Source organism: Pseudomonas sp. EA_105y_Pfl2_R69 (assembly GCF_963970915.1).
Classification (GTDB): Bacteria; Pseudomonadota; Gammaproteobacteria; order Pseudomonadales; family Pseudomonadaceae; genus Aquipseudomonas.
The window spans coordinates 525,282-541,009 of the sequence record NZ_CAXAOO010000003.1; the positions used below are offsets into that span (position 1 = coordinate 525,282).

Below are 15,728 nucleotides of genomic sequence, written 5' to 3' on the forward strand. Positions count from 1 at the left end.
AGGATCTGTTATGGACTGGCTCATCTACCTGAGCTTCGGTGACGCCGGCTGGGGCGACGAATTGCTGCAGGGCCTCGGGGTGACCCTGGCCCTGGCGTTGACGACCCTGCCGGTCGGCCTGCTGCTGGGCCTGCTGGTGGCGGCGCTGGCGCTGTTCGGCGCGCGCCCGGCCCGCGCCCTGGCTCTGGCTTTCAGCACCACATTGCGCGGCCTGCCCGAGCTGCTCACCCTGTTTATCATTTACCACGGCGTGGGCATGGGCCTGAACGCCCTGCTGCGCTGGTACAACCCGGAGGCCGGCTATCTCGAGCTGAGCCCCTTTATCGCCGGGGTGCTGGCCCTGGGCCTGGTCTTCGCCGCCTATTCCAGCGAAGTCTGGCGCGGTGCCTGGCAGGCCCTGGACGGCGGCCAGCGCGAGGCGGGACAGGCCATGGGCCTGCGCCGGCTGACCATCTTCCGGGTGATCGAGCTGCCGCAACTGCTGCGCCTGGCCCTGCCGGGGCTGGGCAACCTGTGGGTCAACCTGCTCAAGGACACCGCGCTGGTCTCGGTGATCGCGTTGAGCGACCTGATGCGCATGGCCAATATCGCCGTGGGCACCACCAAGAAGCCGTTTCTGTTCTTCCTCGTGGTGTGCCTGGCCTACTGGCTGGTGTGCCTGCTCTGCGAGTGCCTGCTGGCACGCATGGAGCGCCGCGCCAACCGCGGCTACCGCACGGGAGGTGCCACGGCATGATGGAACTCCTCACGCGCTTCTCCGGCCAGCTGTTGGCCGGTGCCGGCCTGACTCTGCAGCTCACCGCCATCGCCGCGCTACTGGCCTGCGCCCTGGCGCTGCCCCTGGCCATTGCCCGCTGCAGCGAACGCGGTCTGCTGCGTTGGCCGATTCGTCTGTTCGTCTCGTTCTTTCGCGGCACGCCTCTGCTGGCCCAGTTGTTTCTGGTCTATTACGGCTCGGGCCAGTTCCGCGCCGAGCTGAGCCAGCTGGGGTTGTGGTGGTTCTTCCGCGATCCCTACTACTGCGCGCTGCTGACCTTCGTCCTCAACTCCACGGCCTACCAGGTGGAAATCCTCCGCGGCGGCCTGCGCGCCGTGCCCTATGGGCAGATCGAGGCGGGCGTGGCCATGGGTCTGTCGCGCTTTAACCAGTACCGCAAGATCATCCTGCCCAATGCCTACCGCATTGCCTTTCCGGCCCTGGGCAACGAGATCATCCTGCTGCTCAAGGGCAGCGCGGTGGTCAGCGTGATCACCCTGTTCGATGTGATGGGCCAGACCCGGCGCATCTTCTCGCAGACCTTCGATTTGTCCGTGTACCTCTGGGCGGCACTGCTCTACCTGCTGATGACCAGCGCCTTCGTCTGGCTCTGGCACCGCCTGGAGCTGTGCCTGACTCGCCACCAGCGTGTGCGCCAGGCCCCATCCACTGCCACTTCACTCGCCTCGAAGCGGGTATCCGCCGGAGTGTCGCCATGACCGCCAGCATCCCCCAGACCACCGCCCTGCAGGTGGAGAACCTGTACAAATCCTTCGCCGGTATCGAGGTGCTCAAGGGCGTTTCGCTGACCGCCGAGAAGCACGACGTGATCAGCATCATCGGCTCCAGCGGCTCGGGCAAAAGCACCTTGCTGCGCTGCATGAACCTGCTGGAGTTCCCCGACAGTGGCCGCCTGCGCGTGCACGGCGAGGAGCTGGAGCTGGGCACCAACCGCCGTGGTGTGCGCTCGCGGCGCTGCCAGCGGCAGATCGAGCGGGTGCGGACGCGCCTGGCCATGGTCTTCCAGTCGTTCAACCTGTGGTCGCACATGACCGTGCTGGAGAACCTGATGCTCGGCCCCTGCCTGGTGCTTAAACGTAACCGTGTCGATGCGCAGGCCCAGGCGAAGAAGCTGCTGGCCCGGGTCGGCATGCTGGAGAAGTGCCAGATGTACCCCGACTGCCTGTCCGGTGGACAGAAGCAGCGGGTGGCCATCGCCCGCGCCCTGGCCATGGACCCCGAGGTGATGCTGTTCGACGAGCCCACGTCAGCCCTGGACCCGGAGCTGGTGGGCGAGGTGCTGCTGGTGATCCGCGAACTGGCCGAAGAAGGCCGCACCATGATCATGGTCACCCACGAGATGCGCTTCGCCCGCGAGGTGTCATCCAAGTTGGTGTACCTGCACCAGGGGCGCATCGAGGAGCAGGGCAGCCCGGAACAGCTGTTCAACGCCCCGCAATCGGACAACCTGCGCCGCCTGCTGGCGAGCCAGTACTGATTTTGTAGGGTGTCGCGGGGCCGCCTAGGCCATGCGCACCACCGGCAATCACGCGAAGGTGCGCACGGCGCACCCCCCCCTTCTTTAATGGAGTGAGCAAAGCCATGAGTCAAGTCGTCTCCCTGCACCCCTGGAATCGAGCGCAGCATCTTGAAAGCGCCCGCAATCAGCTGCTGATCGACGGGGTCAGCGCCGTCGAACTGGTCGAGCGTTATGGCTCGCCGCTGTTCGTCTACTCGGAAGCCAAGCTGCGGGAAAACGCCTGGGATATCCTGGAGAGCTTCCGCCGCGTGCACGGCAAGACCCGGGTCTGCTTCGCCAGCAAGGCCTGCGCCAACCTGGCGGTGCTCAAGGTATTCAAGGACTGCGGCCTGGACCTGGAGGTCAACTCCGGCGGCGAGTTCTACAAGGCGCAGATCGCCGGTTTCGCCCCAGAGCAGATGGTGTTCAACGGCGTGGCCAAACAGCTGGGCGAGCTGCGCGAGGTGATTGCCGCCGGAATCAAGGCGATCAATGTCGATTCGCTGTCGGAGCTGGCGCGCATTCTCGCGGTGGCAACCGAGCTGGGCCAGCAGGCCCGGGTCAGCCTGCGCATCATTCCGGAGATCCAGGGTGGTGCCGCCGCCGGCTGGCAAACCGGCACCTCGACCTCCAAGTTCGGCATGACCGCCGCCGAGCAGAATGATGCCATCGAGCTGATCCTGGCCCATGCGGACGCGCTGAAGCTGGTGGGCGTGCACGCCCATATCGGCACCCAGATCACCGACATCGGCGTGTACCAGGCCGAGGCCAACTTCCTCATCGACTACGTGCGTCAGGTCAGCGAGCGCCTGCCTTACCCGCTGGAGCATGTGAACCTGGGCGGCGGCTTCCCCAAGAACTACAGCAGCGCCCAGGAGAATTTCGATTCGGTGGCCCCGCACTACTGCGCCAATTATCGCACCGAGATCGACTTCGCCAGGCTCGCCGAGCACCTGATCAAACCTGTGTCCCAGGCTTTGGGCGAGCAGATCGAACTGATCGTCGAGCCGGGGCGCAGCATGGTCAGCGACACCGCCATCCTGCTGACCCGCATCGAGGCCCACAAGGAGCGTCAGGGTCGCCCGGTGTTCTATCTGGACGCCGGCTACAGCGTGCTGTTCGACCTGTATAACGGCTGGTACTTCCATATGCTCAACGCCTCCCGCGCCGATGATCGGGACACCCAGCACTGCCGCATGGCCGGGCCGCTGTGTGACAGCAGCGACACCTACTACGACATCGAAGGCGAGGGCGCGGTGGCGGACCTGATCGCCGAGGAACCGGCCCTGGGCGCATACCGGGCGGTGCTGGAGCAGGTGCTGGTGCACCAGCCGAACCTGCGCGAACTGCCGGCAGCCACCGCCATGGGCGATGTGATTGCTCTGCTGGACGTGGGGGCCTACGCCCTGGAGATGATGAGCCAGTACTGCGGCCGCCAGTCCGCCGCCGCGGTGCTGGTGGATCTGCAGCAGGGTAGCCGGCTGATCCGCCGGCGTGGCGAATACCGCGACCTGCTGGCCCATGATCTGGATTGAATGCCGTAGGGTGCGCTGTGCGCACCAGCGCCGACCGCAGATTGCCGGTGCGCATGGCGCACCCTACGCAAGCCTTGCGCCAGAGACGGTGTGCGGTGCACTGTTGCCCAAGTGGCCGATATGACGGCCTGTCTGGGAGAGCCACCGATCATGCTGTCGCCCCGCGAGCGTTTGCTGCGCAACCTGGACTGGAACCTGCTGTACACCTTCCTGGTCATCGTCGAGGAGAGCAGCATCACCGGCGCGGCGCGCAAGCTGTCGCTCAGCCAGCCCAGCGTCAGCAATGCCCTCAAGCGCCTGGAAGAACACCTGGGCATGCGCCTGATCCAGCGCAAGAAGGGCATGTTCTCCCTGACCGAGCAGGGTTTGCGGGTGTACGAGTACATTTCCTCGGCCGGCAGCATCATCGACAAGATGGCCGAGCAGTACGCCGGCGAGGCCGGCGCGGTGCTCGGCGAGCTGCATATCCAGGTCGCCAGCCATGTCAGCTGTCAGCCCTTCGACGACAGCCTGGCGCAGTTCCACCGCCTCTATCCCAATGTGCTGATCAGCCTCAGCTCCCAGCCCAGCGCCGACATCGTCGACGCGGTGGCCAGAGACAGCCTGCATATCGGCATCAGCAACAAGAAGACCGCTCAGACCGGTCTGCACTTCGACCTGATCGGCTACGAGCAGATGGCCTTCTACTGCGGCCCGCGCCACCCGTTGTTCGGCCGCGCGGACCTGACCGCCGCGGACCTGCGCGGTCTGGCCTATGTCTCCTTCGAGAGCGACCAGCCCGGCGAGGGCCTTAGCGCGGTCAACTCGGTGCGCACCGAACAGCAGTTCTGGGGCCGCCTGGTGGCTGTGTCGCCCAACGAGGAGGAGGTACGCCGGCTGATCCTCGCCGGCCTCGGCTTCGGTGCCCTGACGGTGGAAGGGGCCAAGCCCTTCGTGGCGCAGAAGCTGCTGTTCCAGCTGCCGCCCTACGACGAACTGCCGGTCAACGAGGTGTACCTGGTGACTCCGGAAAACCAGCTGCTGACGGATGTGGAGCAGCTGTTTATCGCCCTGCTGCGCGAGGCCACGGTGGCGGCGGTGCGGACGCGCTATTTCAGGTAGATACGGCGTAGGTACCGGCAGAACATGGGAGGCGCGGTGCGAAGCCCAACGAAAAAGGCGAAGCCCATGGGCTTCGCCTTTTGTTTGCTTGCCGCGCTTAGTGTTTGCGCGGTACCGGCTTGAGCAGTTCGTCCGGCGGCATCTCGCAGGCGATCTTGCGGCCCATCAGGGCTTCGATGGCTGGCAGGGCGTAGGCGTCGTCTTCGCCGGCGAAGCTGATCGAGGTGCCGCTGCTGCCGGCGCGACCGGTGCGGCCGATGCGGTGCACGTAGTCGTCGGGGGTTTCCGGCAGGGTGAAGTTGATCACGTGGCTGATGGCGTCGACATGGATGCCGCGACCGGCCACGTCGGTGGCCACCATGACGCGGATCTTGCCTTCGCGGAAGCCTTCCAGCGCCTTGATGCGCTTGTGCTGCGGCACGTCGCCGGACATCTGTACGGCGCTGATGCCGTCACGGGTCAGGCGCTCCTCGATGCGCCGCACTTCATCCTTGCGGTTGGCGAAGACCATGACGCGGATCCAGTCGTTCTGGGTGATCAGGTTGTACAGCAGCTTGTACTTGTCGCTGCCGGCCACGGCATAGACGTGCTGTTCCACCGTGTCGCTGGCGACGTTCTCCGGCTCGATCTCGACGATGGCCGGCTCGGTGGTCCATTGCTTGGCCAGGTTCATCACGTCGTCGGTGAAGGTGGCGGAGAACAGCAGGGTCTGCCGTTCGCCCTTGGGGGGAGTCTGGCGGATGATCTGGCGTACCTGGGGGATAAAGCCCATGTCGAGCATGCGGTCGGCTTCGTCCAGCACCATCACCTCGACCATATCCAGGTGCACTTCGCCGCGCTGATTGAAGTCCAGCAGGCGGCCCGGGGTGGCCACCAGGATGTCGCAGTAGCGCGATTCGAGCAGCTTGAGCTGCTTGTCGAAGTCCATGCCGCCGACAAACTGCATGACGTTGAGGCCGGTGTACTTGGTCAGGTCGGCGGCGTCCTTGGCGATCTGCACCACCAGCTCGCGGGTCGGGGCGATGATCAGCGCCCGCGGCTCGCCCATATAACGCTCTTTCGGCGGCGGGGTCTGCAGCAGCTGGGTGATGATCGAAACCAGGAAGGCGGCGGTCTTGCCGGTGCCGGTCTGCGCTCGGCCGATGGCATCCTGGCCCTTGAGGGTGAAGCCCAGTACCTGCGCCTGGATCGGCGTGCAGTAGGGGAAGCCCAGGTCATGGATGGCGTGCATCAGCTCGGGGGCCAGTTTGAAATCGTGGAAGCGGGTCTTGCCCTCGGCGGGCGCGACCTGGAAGTCTTCCAGTTTCCAGTTGTCCACCGGTTTGGCGGCACGCTCACGGCGTGGTTTGTTCTCCGCGCTGTCGCGTGCGGGCTTGGCGGCGCTGGCCGCGGGAACCGGAGAAACAGTGGGTTCACTGGCCGCCTGACGTGGGGTGGAATTGCGGTTGCGGTTTTCGCTGGGGGCATCGTTAGCGCGAGGCGTTGCAGGCGGGCTTGCTGGGCTGGGCTGCTGGCCCTCGGCTTTGCCGAACATTTTCTTGAGTGCTTTGAGCACGGTCATCTCTTCAATTGGTTAAGGAGTGAACGGCTGCCAGTGTAAAGCAAGAAGCCGGCGCGGCGAAGTGCCGCGCGGATCGCCGCCGTTTCAGGGTTTTTAGCGCGGGTGACCCAGGCTGGAGGGCGCATAAACCGGGGCTTTGGCCGCAAACGGGCGATCCTTGTGGCCAACCTTTCAAGGCTGCGGCAGGCTGGCCAGCAGCAGGCGCTGCACATTGCCGCCCATGATCGCGGCGATCTCCCCGTGGCTGAACCCCGCTTCGAGCAGGCCCTGGGTCAGCTGCGGCAGGCCGGTGACGTCGAAGGGGGTGTGCACGGTGCCGTTGAAATCCGAGCCCAGGGCCACGTGCTGGACGCCGACCTTGTCGGCGGTGTAGCGGATCGCCTGGACGATGGCGTCGACCGAGGTGGCGCATACCGCGGTTTCCCAGTAGCCGATGCCGATCACCCCGCCCGTGGCGGCGATGCCCTGCAGGTGTTGGTCGCTGAGGTTGCGGGTGCCCGGGCAGGTGCCTTCGACGCCGGTGTGGGAGACCAGTACGGGGCGTGTGGCCATGGCCAGGACATCGTCGATCAGCGCCCGCGAGGCGTGGGCCAGGTCGATCAACATGGCTTTTTCTTCGAGGCGCTTGACCACCTGGCGGCCCAGCGGGGTCAGGCCGCCTTTTTCCAGGCCATGGGCCGAACCGCCCACTTCGTTATCGAAGAAGTGGGTCAGGCCGGCGATGCGAAAGCCGGCATCAAAAAGAGTGTCGAGATTCTCTAGCTTGCCTTCGATGGGCTGCAGCCCCTCGGTGGCGAGGATGGACCCCAGACGCTGCGGGTCCTGCTGCCAGGCCTGGATAAAATTGCTCAGGTCGTTACGGGTTTTGATTATGACCAGGCGGCCCTGGCTATTGGCGCTGGCTTCGCCAAGTTTCTGCGCCTGATAGAGGGCGCGCTGCAGCAGGCTGCTCCAGGTTTGCCGCGGCCAGCGCTGGGCCATGGCCAGCAGGGTGATGTTGTCGCTGTCGCCGCTGTTGCGCTCGTAGTTGATGCCGCGCGGGGTCTTGGTCACGGTGGAAAAGACCTGCAGACCGACCCGCGCCTCGAGCATACGCGGCAGGTCGGAGTGGCCGAAATCGTAGCGCGTGAGCAGGTCGCGCTCCCAGAGCAGGGCGTCGTCATGCAGGTCGGCGATAAACAGGGTCTGGTGCAACTGCTCGGCGGGGGCGCTGGCGGGATAGGGCGCGGGTGACTCGACGCTGTTCATCTGGCGGTCGAGCAGGGACGGCAGGCTGAAGATCAGGACGCTGCCGACCAACAGGATAATCAGCAGGCTCAGGAGAAGTTTGCGCATGGGCTGCCATCCGGGCGTGGTTGTGATGCGCGGACTCTAGCAGAGCGCTAGCGGGAATAGAGGGGAGTAGAGCCTGCTTACGAGCTCGCGAGCTAGAGCCAGACAAGGCGCTACGTTAGTAACAGCCTCCGGCTGGTCAAAACGCCGAGCAAGCGCAGTTCACGAGTTGTAAATGAGCATTACTCGTTTCACTCGCCCTTCGGGTCGCGCTAAAGCGCGTTAGCCGCAAGCGGCTTACCGAGGCTGTTTTTAACGCCGGATGGCTGACGCGCAGCAGATCGTAAACAGGCTCTTAACCGTACAGGCAGTTGCGACCCTGCCGCTTGGCCCGATACAGGGCGCTGTCGGCACGGGCGATCAGGCCTTGCAGGCTGTCCTTGGGATGCATCTTGGCCAGGCCGATGGAGACGGTTACCCCCGGTATGACGCCTATGGGGGAGTGGAACGAGCCGATCTTCTGCAGCGCCAGGCGCAACCGCTCGCCGATGCTGCGGGCTTCCTCCTCGGCGATGTCCGGCAGCAGGATGACGAATTCCTCGCCGCCGAAGCGGGTCAGGCTGTCCTTGGGCCGCAGTTGATTGCGCAGGGTATTGGCCACCAGGGACAGGGCATAGTCGCCAGCCAGGTGGCCATGCTGGTCGTTGTAGGCCTTGAAGTGGTCGACATCGAGCATCAGCATGCACAGGGGCTTGCCATTGAAGGCGCTGCGGGTGCTTTCACGCTCGAACATCTGCTCCAGCCAGCGACGGTTATAAGCTCCGGTGAGGGCGTCGACATTGGCGTTCTGTTCGCTGTTGATAATGATCCGGTTGCCCTTGCGCACCCGTTCGCAGAGCAGCTCGAGCATGTTCTGCATCAGTTCGGGGGACTGCTGGAACAGCTGGAACAGCGACTCGCGGTGCAGGCGCAGAACCTGGCTCGGCTCGCTCGCCACGACATAGGCGGAGGGATGCTCATTGTCGATAAAGCTGATTTCGCCGGCACAGTCGCCCGCCTTCAGGAGGCTGACCGCCTGACTCTCCAGGGTGCCGAGATGGACCTTGAGCTGGCCCTTGAGCAACAGGTAGAGGTACTGGTTGCGGTTGAAGGGCGAGAGCAGCACTTCCCCCGCTTCGAGATCACAGGCGCGAAATTCCTTGAGCAGCTCGTTGATGCTGCTGACCGCGACATTGTGGAACAGCCGCAGTTGCCGCAGCTGGTGCAGGTCGGCCTGCCACGTGGCCTTTTTCATGGCAGTGCCATGGCGGGTTGATTGAACGCTGTGGTTGGCATCGCTAACGCTCCCTGCATTGTGGGCGAACACCTGAGACGAACATATTCCTGGGCCAGTGGCCTGACAATCCCGGAGCCCAGTCTGAGTGACCGGCGGCATTTAAACTGAACCTTCGGTCACACTTTCGGCGCAATCCTTGCGCCGGCGTGCATGGTTAGTGGCCGTGATGCAACTCGATGGGGATGGCGAAACCCGCCAGTCGTTCGCTCACTGCCTGTGCAAGCGCCGCATCCTTGGCGGCCAGGTGGATATGGGCCACCTGGCCGAGGCGCTCATCGCTGAGCACTTCGACCCACAAGTTGCCGGACAGTTCACTCAGGGCCTGTTGATAGACGCGGCGAATGGCATCGAAGCGCAGGCTCGGCTTGAAGGTCTTGCCCACCGCGGTCAGCGGAATGGCCTCGATGATCCACACATCCTTGGGAATGGCCGCGCGCTCGGGGATATGCGCGGCGGCATGGGCCAGCAGTTCGGCCTCGCTGGCCTGCAGGCCGGGCTTGAGCTGCACATAGGCCACCGGCAGTTCGCCGGCCTTCTCGTCGGGCTTGCCGACGGCGGCGGCCAGGGCCACGGCCGGGTGCTTGTGCAGCGCCTCTTCGATCATCTGCGGGTCGATATTGTGGCCGCCGCGGATGATCAGGTCCTTGCTGCGCCCGGTCAGCCAGACATAGCCATCGGCATCCATGCGGCCCAGGTCGCCGGTATTGAACCAGTCGCCATCGACCCAGATACCGGCATTCTTGCCGGCTTGCAGGTAACCCTTGAACACCGTGGCACCGCGGATGCACAGGTTGCCGATTTCATTGCGCGCCGCTTCGCGCAGGTACTGGCCCTGGTCGTCGAGGACCTTGATGCTCACCTCGCAGTAGGGCATGCGCAGGCCGATGGAGCCGGGGCGGCGCTCGCCGCCGACCGGGTTGGCGCAGCTGCCGCAGGTACCTTCGGTGAGGCCGTAGCCTTCGATCAGGGTCAGGCCGGTCTTGCTTTCGAACTGGCGGATCAGTTCCACCGGCATCGGTGCGGCACCGCATAGCGCGTATTTCAGCGAGGACAGGTCATGGCCTTCGCTGGGCACCTGCAGCAGGCCTGCGTAGATGGTCGGCACGCCGCTGAAGAAGCTGACTCGGTGGCGTTCGATGATTTTCCAGAAATTGCCGATCAGTGCCGTGTTGCGATAACCCTGGGGCGTGGCCAGCAGCACTTCGGCTCCGCCGCTGAAGGCGGTCAGGCCGGTGACGATCACGCCGTTGACGTGGAACAGCGGCAGGCCGCAGAGGGTTACGTCGCCCGGGCCGAAACGGGTCACCAGGTTCATGCTGTAGGCCATGGCCACTTCGTTGCCGTGGCTGTGCGGGGCCAGTTTCGGCGTGCCGGTGGTGCCGCCGGTGTGGAAGTAGCTGGCGATATCCTCGGCGGCGATCACCCGGCCGCTTTCCAGGCGCTCGGCCGGGCAGGTGGCGATCAGCTCGTCGAAGTCCAGCACGCCGTCCGGCAGTGCGCCGCGCTGGGCCTGCACGGCACTGCGCTGCGGCTCGGGCAGCAGCTTGGCCATGTCCACGCAGATAATCGCCTTGAGCTGCGGCAGGCGCGCACGCAGCCCTGCGACCTTGGCCCACAGGTCGGTGCCGGGGAAGGGTGCCAGGGTCACCAGCAGCTCGGAGTCGGAGGCCTCGATCAGTTCGGCGATGTGTTCGGGTTCGAGCAGCGGGTTGATCGCGTTGACGATCCCGGCCGCTTCGCCGCCCCAGATGGTGAAGTGGGTCTGCGGCAGGTTGGGCAGCAGGAAGGACACCGCCTTGCCCGGGCGCAGGCCCAGGCGATGGAAGGCGTTGGCGGTCTGGGTGATCTTGCCCAGCAGTTCGTTATAGCTCAGGCGATAGGCCGCTTCATCGGCATTGCCTTGCAGGATAAACGACAGGGCGGGCGCATCCCCGTGCCGGGCGGCGCTGCGGCGAATCAGCTCGAAGGTGCTGGCCGGCAGGTCGCGGGCGGCCAGTGGGGTCTGTTCGATCCGTTCGATATCGCGCAGTGATTCGATTGCGGGGATGGCGTGCATTATTGTTCTCGCTCCGGCGGTCAGCGGTTCAGACGTTGCTCCAGCCAGTCGGCGATGTCGCGGATTTCCTCATTGATCACTTCATGACCCATCGGATATTCGCGCCATTGCACGCTGACGCCGGAGGCGCTCAGGTAGTCATGGGCGGCGCGGCCCATGGCCGGCAACACGATGTCGTCGAATGTGCCATGCAAACAGAGGACTGGCAGTTGTCTTTTTGTATCTGCCAGCTGGATCTCGTCGCTGAAGGTTGGCGCATAGGTCGACAGAGCGATTACCCCGCCGAGCGCGAACTGCCAGCGCAGGAAGGCGGTGTGCAGCACAACTGCACCGCCTTGGGAAAAACCGGCGAGAACGATGCGCGAAGGATCAATACCGCTGTCGCGCTGCGCCTCGATCAGCTCGATCACCTGCTGCGCCGAGGCTTCCAGCTGATCGCGGTTGATCGCCCGCGCCGGGCTCATGGCGAGGATGTCGTACCAGCTGGGCATGGCGTAGCCACCATTGATGGTCACCGCCCGGGTCGGTGCCTGCGGCAGGACGAAACGGGTGCTGGACAAGCGCTGCTGCAGGGCTTCGGCCACCGGCATAAAGTCGTAACGATCGGCCCCCAGGCCGTGCAACCAAATGACGCAGGCATCGGCCGCAAGTGTGGGCTGAAGAATCAAGGGTTCGCTCATCTGTGGTTCCGCCGTGGTGCGTGCGCGCCGAATTAGTGCGCGCTAAATTTTAGGGGGTGACTAATCTGGAAAGAAGTTGTCGCCAGGCTGCAAGTTTTGCTCTTGACCTGTCCGTATGGTGCTCAAGGCGCGGCGCTGGTACGGGCCTTGCTATAAACCTTAGGGACTGATGACGTTTTCCGGTAGTGGTAACACAGTTGCCAAATCGGGCGCGGAGCAGACTGGAACGCCTTTGCATGGGCTTCCAATACGTTCGCCACGGGCTACAGGCTGAGCGATATGTCACTTGCTATCTGTCTCTGGCCCATTCAAATAATGGGTGGATGCGAGTTTATGGCCGTTGGAGCATTCGGCAACTAGACTGGCATCAAGGTCCGATCCCCGGTTGAACCTGTTGCTGCCGACAGGTTCAACGAGCCCCACAAGGGTACGGCGGTAGAACCGAGACTCCAAACACAACAAAAGCAACTGGAGGTTTTAATGAAGATGGTGAAATCCACTCTGGCAGTACTGACTACCGCAGCCGTGCTCGGTGTCAGCAGCTTCGCGCAAGCGGGCGCTACCCTGGATGCGGTACAGAAGAAAGGTTTCGTACAGTGCGGTATCAGCGATGGTCTGCCTGGCTTCTCCTACGCTGACGAGAAAGGCAATTATCTGGGGCTGGACGTCGACGTCTGTCGCGCTGTAGCTGCTGCTCTGTTCGGCGACGCGACCAAGGTCAAGTACAGCCCGCTGACGGCTAAGGAGCGCTTCACTGCGCTGCAGTCCGGCGAAGTCGACATCCTCTCGCGCAACACCACCTGGACCAGCTCGCGTGACTCTGGCCTGGGCTTGAACTTCGCCGGTGTGAACTACTACGACGGTCAGGGCTTCCTGGTGAACAAGAAGCTGGGTGTTTCCAGCGCCAAGGAACTCGACGGCGCAACCGTGTGCATCCAGGCCGGTACTACCACCGAGCTGAACCTCTCCGACTACTTCCGTGCCAATAACCTGAAGTACACCCCGATCACCTACGATACTTCGGATGAAAGCGCCAAGTCGGTGGAAGCCGGCCGTTGCGACGTACTGACATCCGACCAGTCGCAGCTTTACGCACAGCGTATCAAGCTGGCCGATCCAGAGTCCTACGTGGTACTGCCGGAGGTGATCTCCAAGGAACCGCTGGGCCCGGTCGTGCGTCAGGGTGACGACGAGTGGTTCAACATGGTGCGCTGGTCGCTGTTCGCCATGGTTAACGCCGAAGAACTGGGTGTCGACTCGAAGAACGTCGAAGACCTGGCCAAAACCACCAAAAACCCCGACGTAGCCCGTCTGCTCGGTGCTGAAGGCGAGTTTGGCAAGGACCTGAAACTGCCGAAAGACTGGGCCGTTCAGATCGTCAAGCAAGTGGGTAACTACGGCGAAAGCTTCGAGCGCAACGTCGGTGCCGGCAGCGAGCTGAAGATCGAACGTGGCCTCAACGCCCTGTGGAACAAAGGTGGTCTGCAATACGCACCGCCGGTGCGCTGACCGTCTGTTGCCAGCGTCCCGTCCTGGGCCGCTGGCATCGTTCTGATTGATGCGAACCTCATGCCCGCCGATGCGGGCATGAGGGTTCCAAGAGGGCTCCTATGCAAACCACTGCAAATGTCCCGCGCCCCGGTGGATCGGTCTGGACCGACCCCAAGGTGCGTGCGTGGCTATTCCAGATTCTCGCCGTTATCGCCGTTGTGGCGCTCGGCTGGTTCCTGTTCGACAACACCCAGACCAACCTGGAGAAGCGCGGTATCACTTCGGGCTTTTCCTTCCTTAATAACAGTGCCGGCTTCGGCATTGCGCAGAGCCTGATCGACTACAACGAAAGCCACACCTACGGTCGGGTATTCGTCGTCGGCTTGCTCAATACCTTGCTGGTCTCGGTTATCGGCATCGTCCTGGCGACCCTGCTGGGCTTTCTGCTCGGTGTCGCGCGCTTGTCGCCGAACTGGCTGATCAGCAAGCTGGCAACCGTCTATATCGAGACCTTCCGTAATATTCCGCCGCTGCTGCAGATCTTCTTCTGGTACTTCGCGGTGATGCTGTCGCTGCCTGGGCCGCGCCAGAGCATGGGGCTGGGCGAAACCTTCTTCCTCAACAGCCGCGGCTTGTATATGCCGGCCCCCAGCCCTTCGGACAGCTTCGGCACCTTTATCGCGGCCCTGGTGATCGCGATTATCGGCGTGGTGCTGCTGGTGCGCTGGTCGCGGGCGCGTTTCGAGGCCACCGGCAAATACTTCCCGGTGTCACTGGGCGCGATACCGCTGTTGCTGATCCTACCTGGCCTGGCGATCTTGCTGAGCGGCAATCCGCTGCAGTGGAGCACGCCCGAGCTGAGCGGCTTCAACTTCCGCGGCGGCTGGGTGCTGATTCCCGAGCTGATGGCGCTGACCCTGGCGCTGACCATCTACACCGCGGCCTTTATCGCCGAGAACGTGCGCTCCGGGATCATGGCAGTCAGCCATGGCCAGACTGAGGCGGCACGCTCCCTGGGCCTGCCGGCGGGCAAAACCCTGCGGCTGGTGATCATTCCCCAGGCCCTGCGGGTGATCATTCCGCCCTTGACCAGCCAATACCTCAACCTGGCGAAGAACTCCTCGCTGGCGGCTGGTATCGGTTATCCAGACATGGTCTCGCTGTTCGCCGGTACGGTGCTCAATCAGACCGGACAGGCGATCGAGGTGATTGCCATCACCATGAGCGTTTACCTGGCGATCAGTATCAGCATTTCCATGCTGATGAACTGGTACAACAAGCGCATTGCGCTGATCGAGCGGTAAGGAGCAGCCATGCAGACCCATACGTTCAAACCCGACCTGCCGCCACCGGCGCTCAGCGTCGGCGTGCTCGGTTGGCTGCGCGCCAACCTGTTTTCCAGCTGGTTCAATACCCTGCTGACCCTGTTCGCCGCCTACCTGATCTGGCTGATCGTGCCGCCCCTGATCCAGTGGGCCTTGATCGATGCCTCCTGGAGCGGTACCACCCGTGCCGATTGCACCAGCGGCGGCGCGTGCTGGGTGTTCATCCAGCAGCGCTTCGGCCAGTTTATGTACGGCTTCTATCCGACCGAGCTGCGCTGGCGGGTGGATACCACCCTGTGGCTGGCGATCATCGGTGCCGCACCGCTGTTTATTCCGCAGATGCCGCGCAAGGCGGTCTATGGCCTGGCCTTTCTGGTCGTCTATCCGTTGCTGGCCTACTGGCTACTGCATGGCGGCTTCTTTGGCCTGAGCGAAGTGGAAACCAGCCAATGGGGCGGCCTGATGCTGACCCTGGTGATTGCCTCGGTCGGCATCGTCGGTGCCCTGCCGCTGGGCATCGTCCTGGCACTCGGGCGGCGTTCGGACATGCCGGCGATCCGGGTGATCTGCGTGACCTTTATCGAGTTCTGGCGTGGTGTGCCCTTGATCACCGTGCTGTTTATGTCCTCGGTAATGCTGCCGCTGTTCCTGCCGGAAGGCATGAGCTTCGACAAGCTGATGCGTGCGCTGATCGGGGTGATCCTGTTCCAGTCGGCCTATATCGCCGAGGTGGTGCGCGGCGGCTTGCAGGCCATACCCAAGGGGCAATACGAGGCGGCCGCAGCCATGGGGCTGGGCTACTGGCGGATGATGGGCCTGGTGATTCTGCCGCAGGCGTTGAAGCTGGTGATCCCGGGGATCGTCAATACCTTTATCGCCCTGTTCAAGGACACCAGCCTGGTAATCATCATCGGCCTGTTCGATGTACTCAACAGCATCAAGCAAGCCACCACCGACCCGGCGTGGCTGGGCATGGCGACCGAAGGCTATGTATTCGCCGCCCTGGTGTTCTGGATTTTCTGTTTTGGTATGTCCCGCTACTCCATGCACCTGGAGCGCAAGCTGGAAACCGGCCATAAGCGTTAGGAGTTTTTT

General features: G+C 63.6%; 13 protein-coding genes. 8 read left to right on the plus strand and 5 right to left on the minus strand.

The window, feature by feature from the left end:
• Nucleotides 1-10: 10 nt before the first annotated feature.
• The 5 genes from AACY13_RS11785 (at nt 11) to AACY13_RS11805 (ending at nt 4,912) form a co-directional block, all read left to right on the plus strand.
• Nucleotides 11-736 (plus strand): ABC transporter permease, encoded by a 726-nt coding sequence (locus tag AACY13_RS11785; RefSeq protein WP_339461687.1) that lies wholly within the window; start codon nt 11-13, stop codon nt 734-736.
• Nucleotides 733-1,476: an ABC transporter permease gene (locus tag AACY13_RS11790; RefSeq protein ID WP_339461688.1), complete on the plus strand. Its 744-nt coding sequence runs from the start codon at nt 733-735 to the stop codon at nt 1,474-1,476. Before AACY13_RS11785 ends, AACY13_RS11790 begins: the two co-directional genes overlap by 4 nt.
• Nucleotides 1,473-2,255, plus strand: coding sequence for an ATP-binding cassette domain-containing protein (locus AACY13_RS11795; protein WP_339461690.1), 783 nt, complete (start codon nt 1,473-1,475; stop codon nt 2,253-2,255). The genes AACY13_RS11790 and AACY13_RS11795 overlap by 4 nt, the downstream gene beginning before the upstream one ends.
• A gap of 104 nt (nt 2,256-2,359) precedes the next feature.
• Entirely contained in the window at nt 2,360-3,811 is a 1,452-nt protein-coding gene (lysA, locus tag AACY13_RS11800) for a diaminopimelate decarboxylase (RefSeq protein ID WP_339461692.1), read from the plus strand.
• A 150-nt stretch (nt 3,812-3,961) separates the two neighbouring features.
• Nucleotides 3,962-4,912: a LysR family transcriptional regulator gene (locus AACY13_RS11805; protein ID WP_339461693.1), complete on the plus strand. Its 951-nt coding sequence runs from the start codon at nt 3,962-3,964 to the stop codon at nt 4,910-4,912.
• 97 nt (nt 4,913-5,009) lie between these two features.
• On the opposite strand, the gene rhlB is transcribed toward AACY13_RS11805, so the two are convergent.
• From rhlB to AACY13_RS11830, 5 genes are all read right to left on the minus strand, one after another.
• Entirely contained in the window at nt 5,010-6,467 is a 1,458-nt protein-coding gene (rhlB, locus tag AACY13_RS11810; RefSeq protein WP_339461695.1) for an ATP-dependent RNA helicase RhlB, read from the minus strand.
• A 177-nt stretch (nt 6,468-6,644) separates the two neighbouring features.
• Nucleotides 6,645-7,808 carry a dipeptidase gene (locus AACY13_RS11815; protein WP_339461697.1) on the minus strand — a complete coding sequence of 388 codons (1,164 nt, stop codon included), beginning with the start codon at nt 7,806-7,808 and terminating at the stop codon, nt 6,645-6,647.
• A gap of 292 nt (nt 7,809-8,100) precedes the next feature.
• Nucleotides 8,101-9,039, minus strand: a complete 939-nt coding sequence (locus AACY13_RS11820) for a GGDEF domain-containing protein (protein ID WP_339461698.1) — start codon at nt 9,037-9,039, stop codon at nt 8,101-8,103.
• Between the two features lie 196 nt (nt 9,040-9,235).
• Nucleotides 9,236-11,137, minus strand: coding sequence for an acyl-CoA synthetase (locus AACY13_RS11825; protein ID WP_339461700.1), 1,902 nt, complete (start codon nt 11,135-11,137; stop codon nt 9,236-9,238).
• Nucleotides 11,138-11,157: 20 nt separating this feature from the next.
• Nucleotides 11,158-11,817 (minus strand): alpha/beta hydrolase, encoded by a 660-nt coding sequence (locus tag AACY13_RS11830; protein ID WP_339461701.1) that lies wholly within the window; start codon nt 11,815-11,817, stop codon nt 11,158-11,160.
• A 480-nt stretch (nt 11,818-12,297) separates the two neighbouring features.
• Here AACY13_RS11830 and AACY13_RS11835 point away from each other — a divergent pair, with 480 nt between their 5' ends.
• The 3 genes from AACY13_RS11835 (at nt 12,298) to AACY13_RS11845 (ending at nt 15,719) form a co-directional block, all read left to right on the plus strand.
• Nucleotides 12,298-13,326: an amino acid ABC transporter substrate-binding protein gene (locus tag AACY13_RS11835; RefSeq protein ID WP_339461703.1), complete on the plus strand. Its 1,029-nt coding sequence runs from the start codon at nt 12,298-12,300 to the stop codon at nt 13,324-13,326.
• A gap of 101 nt (nt 13,327-13,427) precedes the next feature.
• On the plus strand, nt 13,428-14,612 hold the full coding sequence (locus AACY13_RS11840; protein WP_339461705.1) for an amino acid ABC transporter permease: 1,185 nt from the start codon (nt 13,428-13,430) through the stop codon (nt 14,610-14,612).
• 9 nt (nt 14,613-14,621) lie between these two features.
• A complete protein-coding gene (locus AACY13_RS11845; protein WP_339461707.1) occupies nt 14,622-15,719 on the plus strand; it encodes an amino acid ABC transporter permease in 1,098 nt (365 codons plus the stop codon).
• Nucleotides 15,720-15,728 lie beyond the last annotated feature (9 nt).

Bases quoted from the DNA above. Each gene is read 5' to 3' on its own strand.
- AACY13_RS11805 (WP_339461693.1), top strand. From the start codon at position 3,962: ATGCTGTCGCCCCGCGAGCGTTTGCTGCGCAACCTGGACTGGAACCTG.
- AACY13_RS11840 (WP_339461705.1), top strand. From the start codon at position 13,428: ATGCAAACCACTGCAAATGTCCCGCGCCCCGGTGGATCGGTCTGGACC.
- lysA (WP_339461692.1), top strand. From the start codon at position 2,360: ATGAGTCAAGTCGTCTCCCTGCACCCCTGGAATCGAGCGCAGCATCTT.
- AACY13_RS11785 (WP_339461687.1), top strand. From the start codon at position 11: ATGGACTGGCTCATCTACCTGAGCTTCGGTGACGCCGGCTGGGGCGAC.
- AACY13_RS11830 (WP_339461701.1), bottom strand. From the start codon at position 11,817: ATGAGCGAACCCTTGATTCTTCAGCCCACACTTGCGGCCGATGCCTGC.
- AACY13_RS11835 (WP_339461703.1), top strand. From the start codon at position 12,298: ATGAAGATGGTGAAATCCACTCTGGCAGTACTGACTACCGCAGCCGTG.
- AACY13_RS11790 (WP_339461688.1), top strand. From the start codon at position 733: ATGATGGAACTCCTCACGCGCTTCTCCGGCCAGCTGTTGGCCGGTGCC.
- AACY13_RS11820 (WP_339461698.1), bottom strand. From the start codon at position 9,039: ATGAAAAAGGCCACGTGGCAGGCCGACCTGCACCAGCTGCGGCAACTG.
- AACY13_RS11825 (WP_339461700.1), bottom strand. From the start codon at position 11,137: ATGCACGCCATCCCCGCAATCGAATCACTGCGCGATATCGAACGGATC.
- AACY13_RS11815 (WP_339461697.1), bottom strand. From the start codon at position 7,808: ATGCGCAAACTTCTCCTGAGCCTGCTGATTATCCTGTTGGTCGGCAGC.
- AACY13_RS11795 (WP_339461690.1), top strand. From the start codon at position 1,473: ATGACCGCCAGCATCCCCCAGACCACCGCCCTGCAGGTGGAGAACCTG.
- AACY13_RS11845 (WP_339461707.1), top strand. From the start codon at position 14,622: ATGCAGACCCATACGTTCAAACCCGACCTGCCGCCACCGGCGCTCAGC.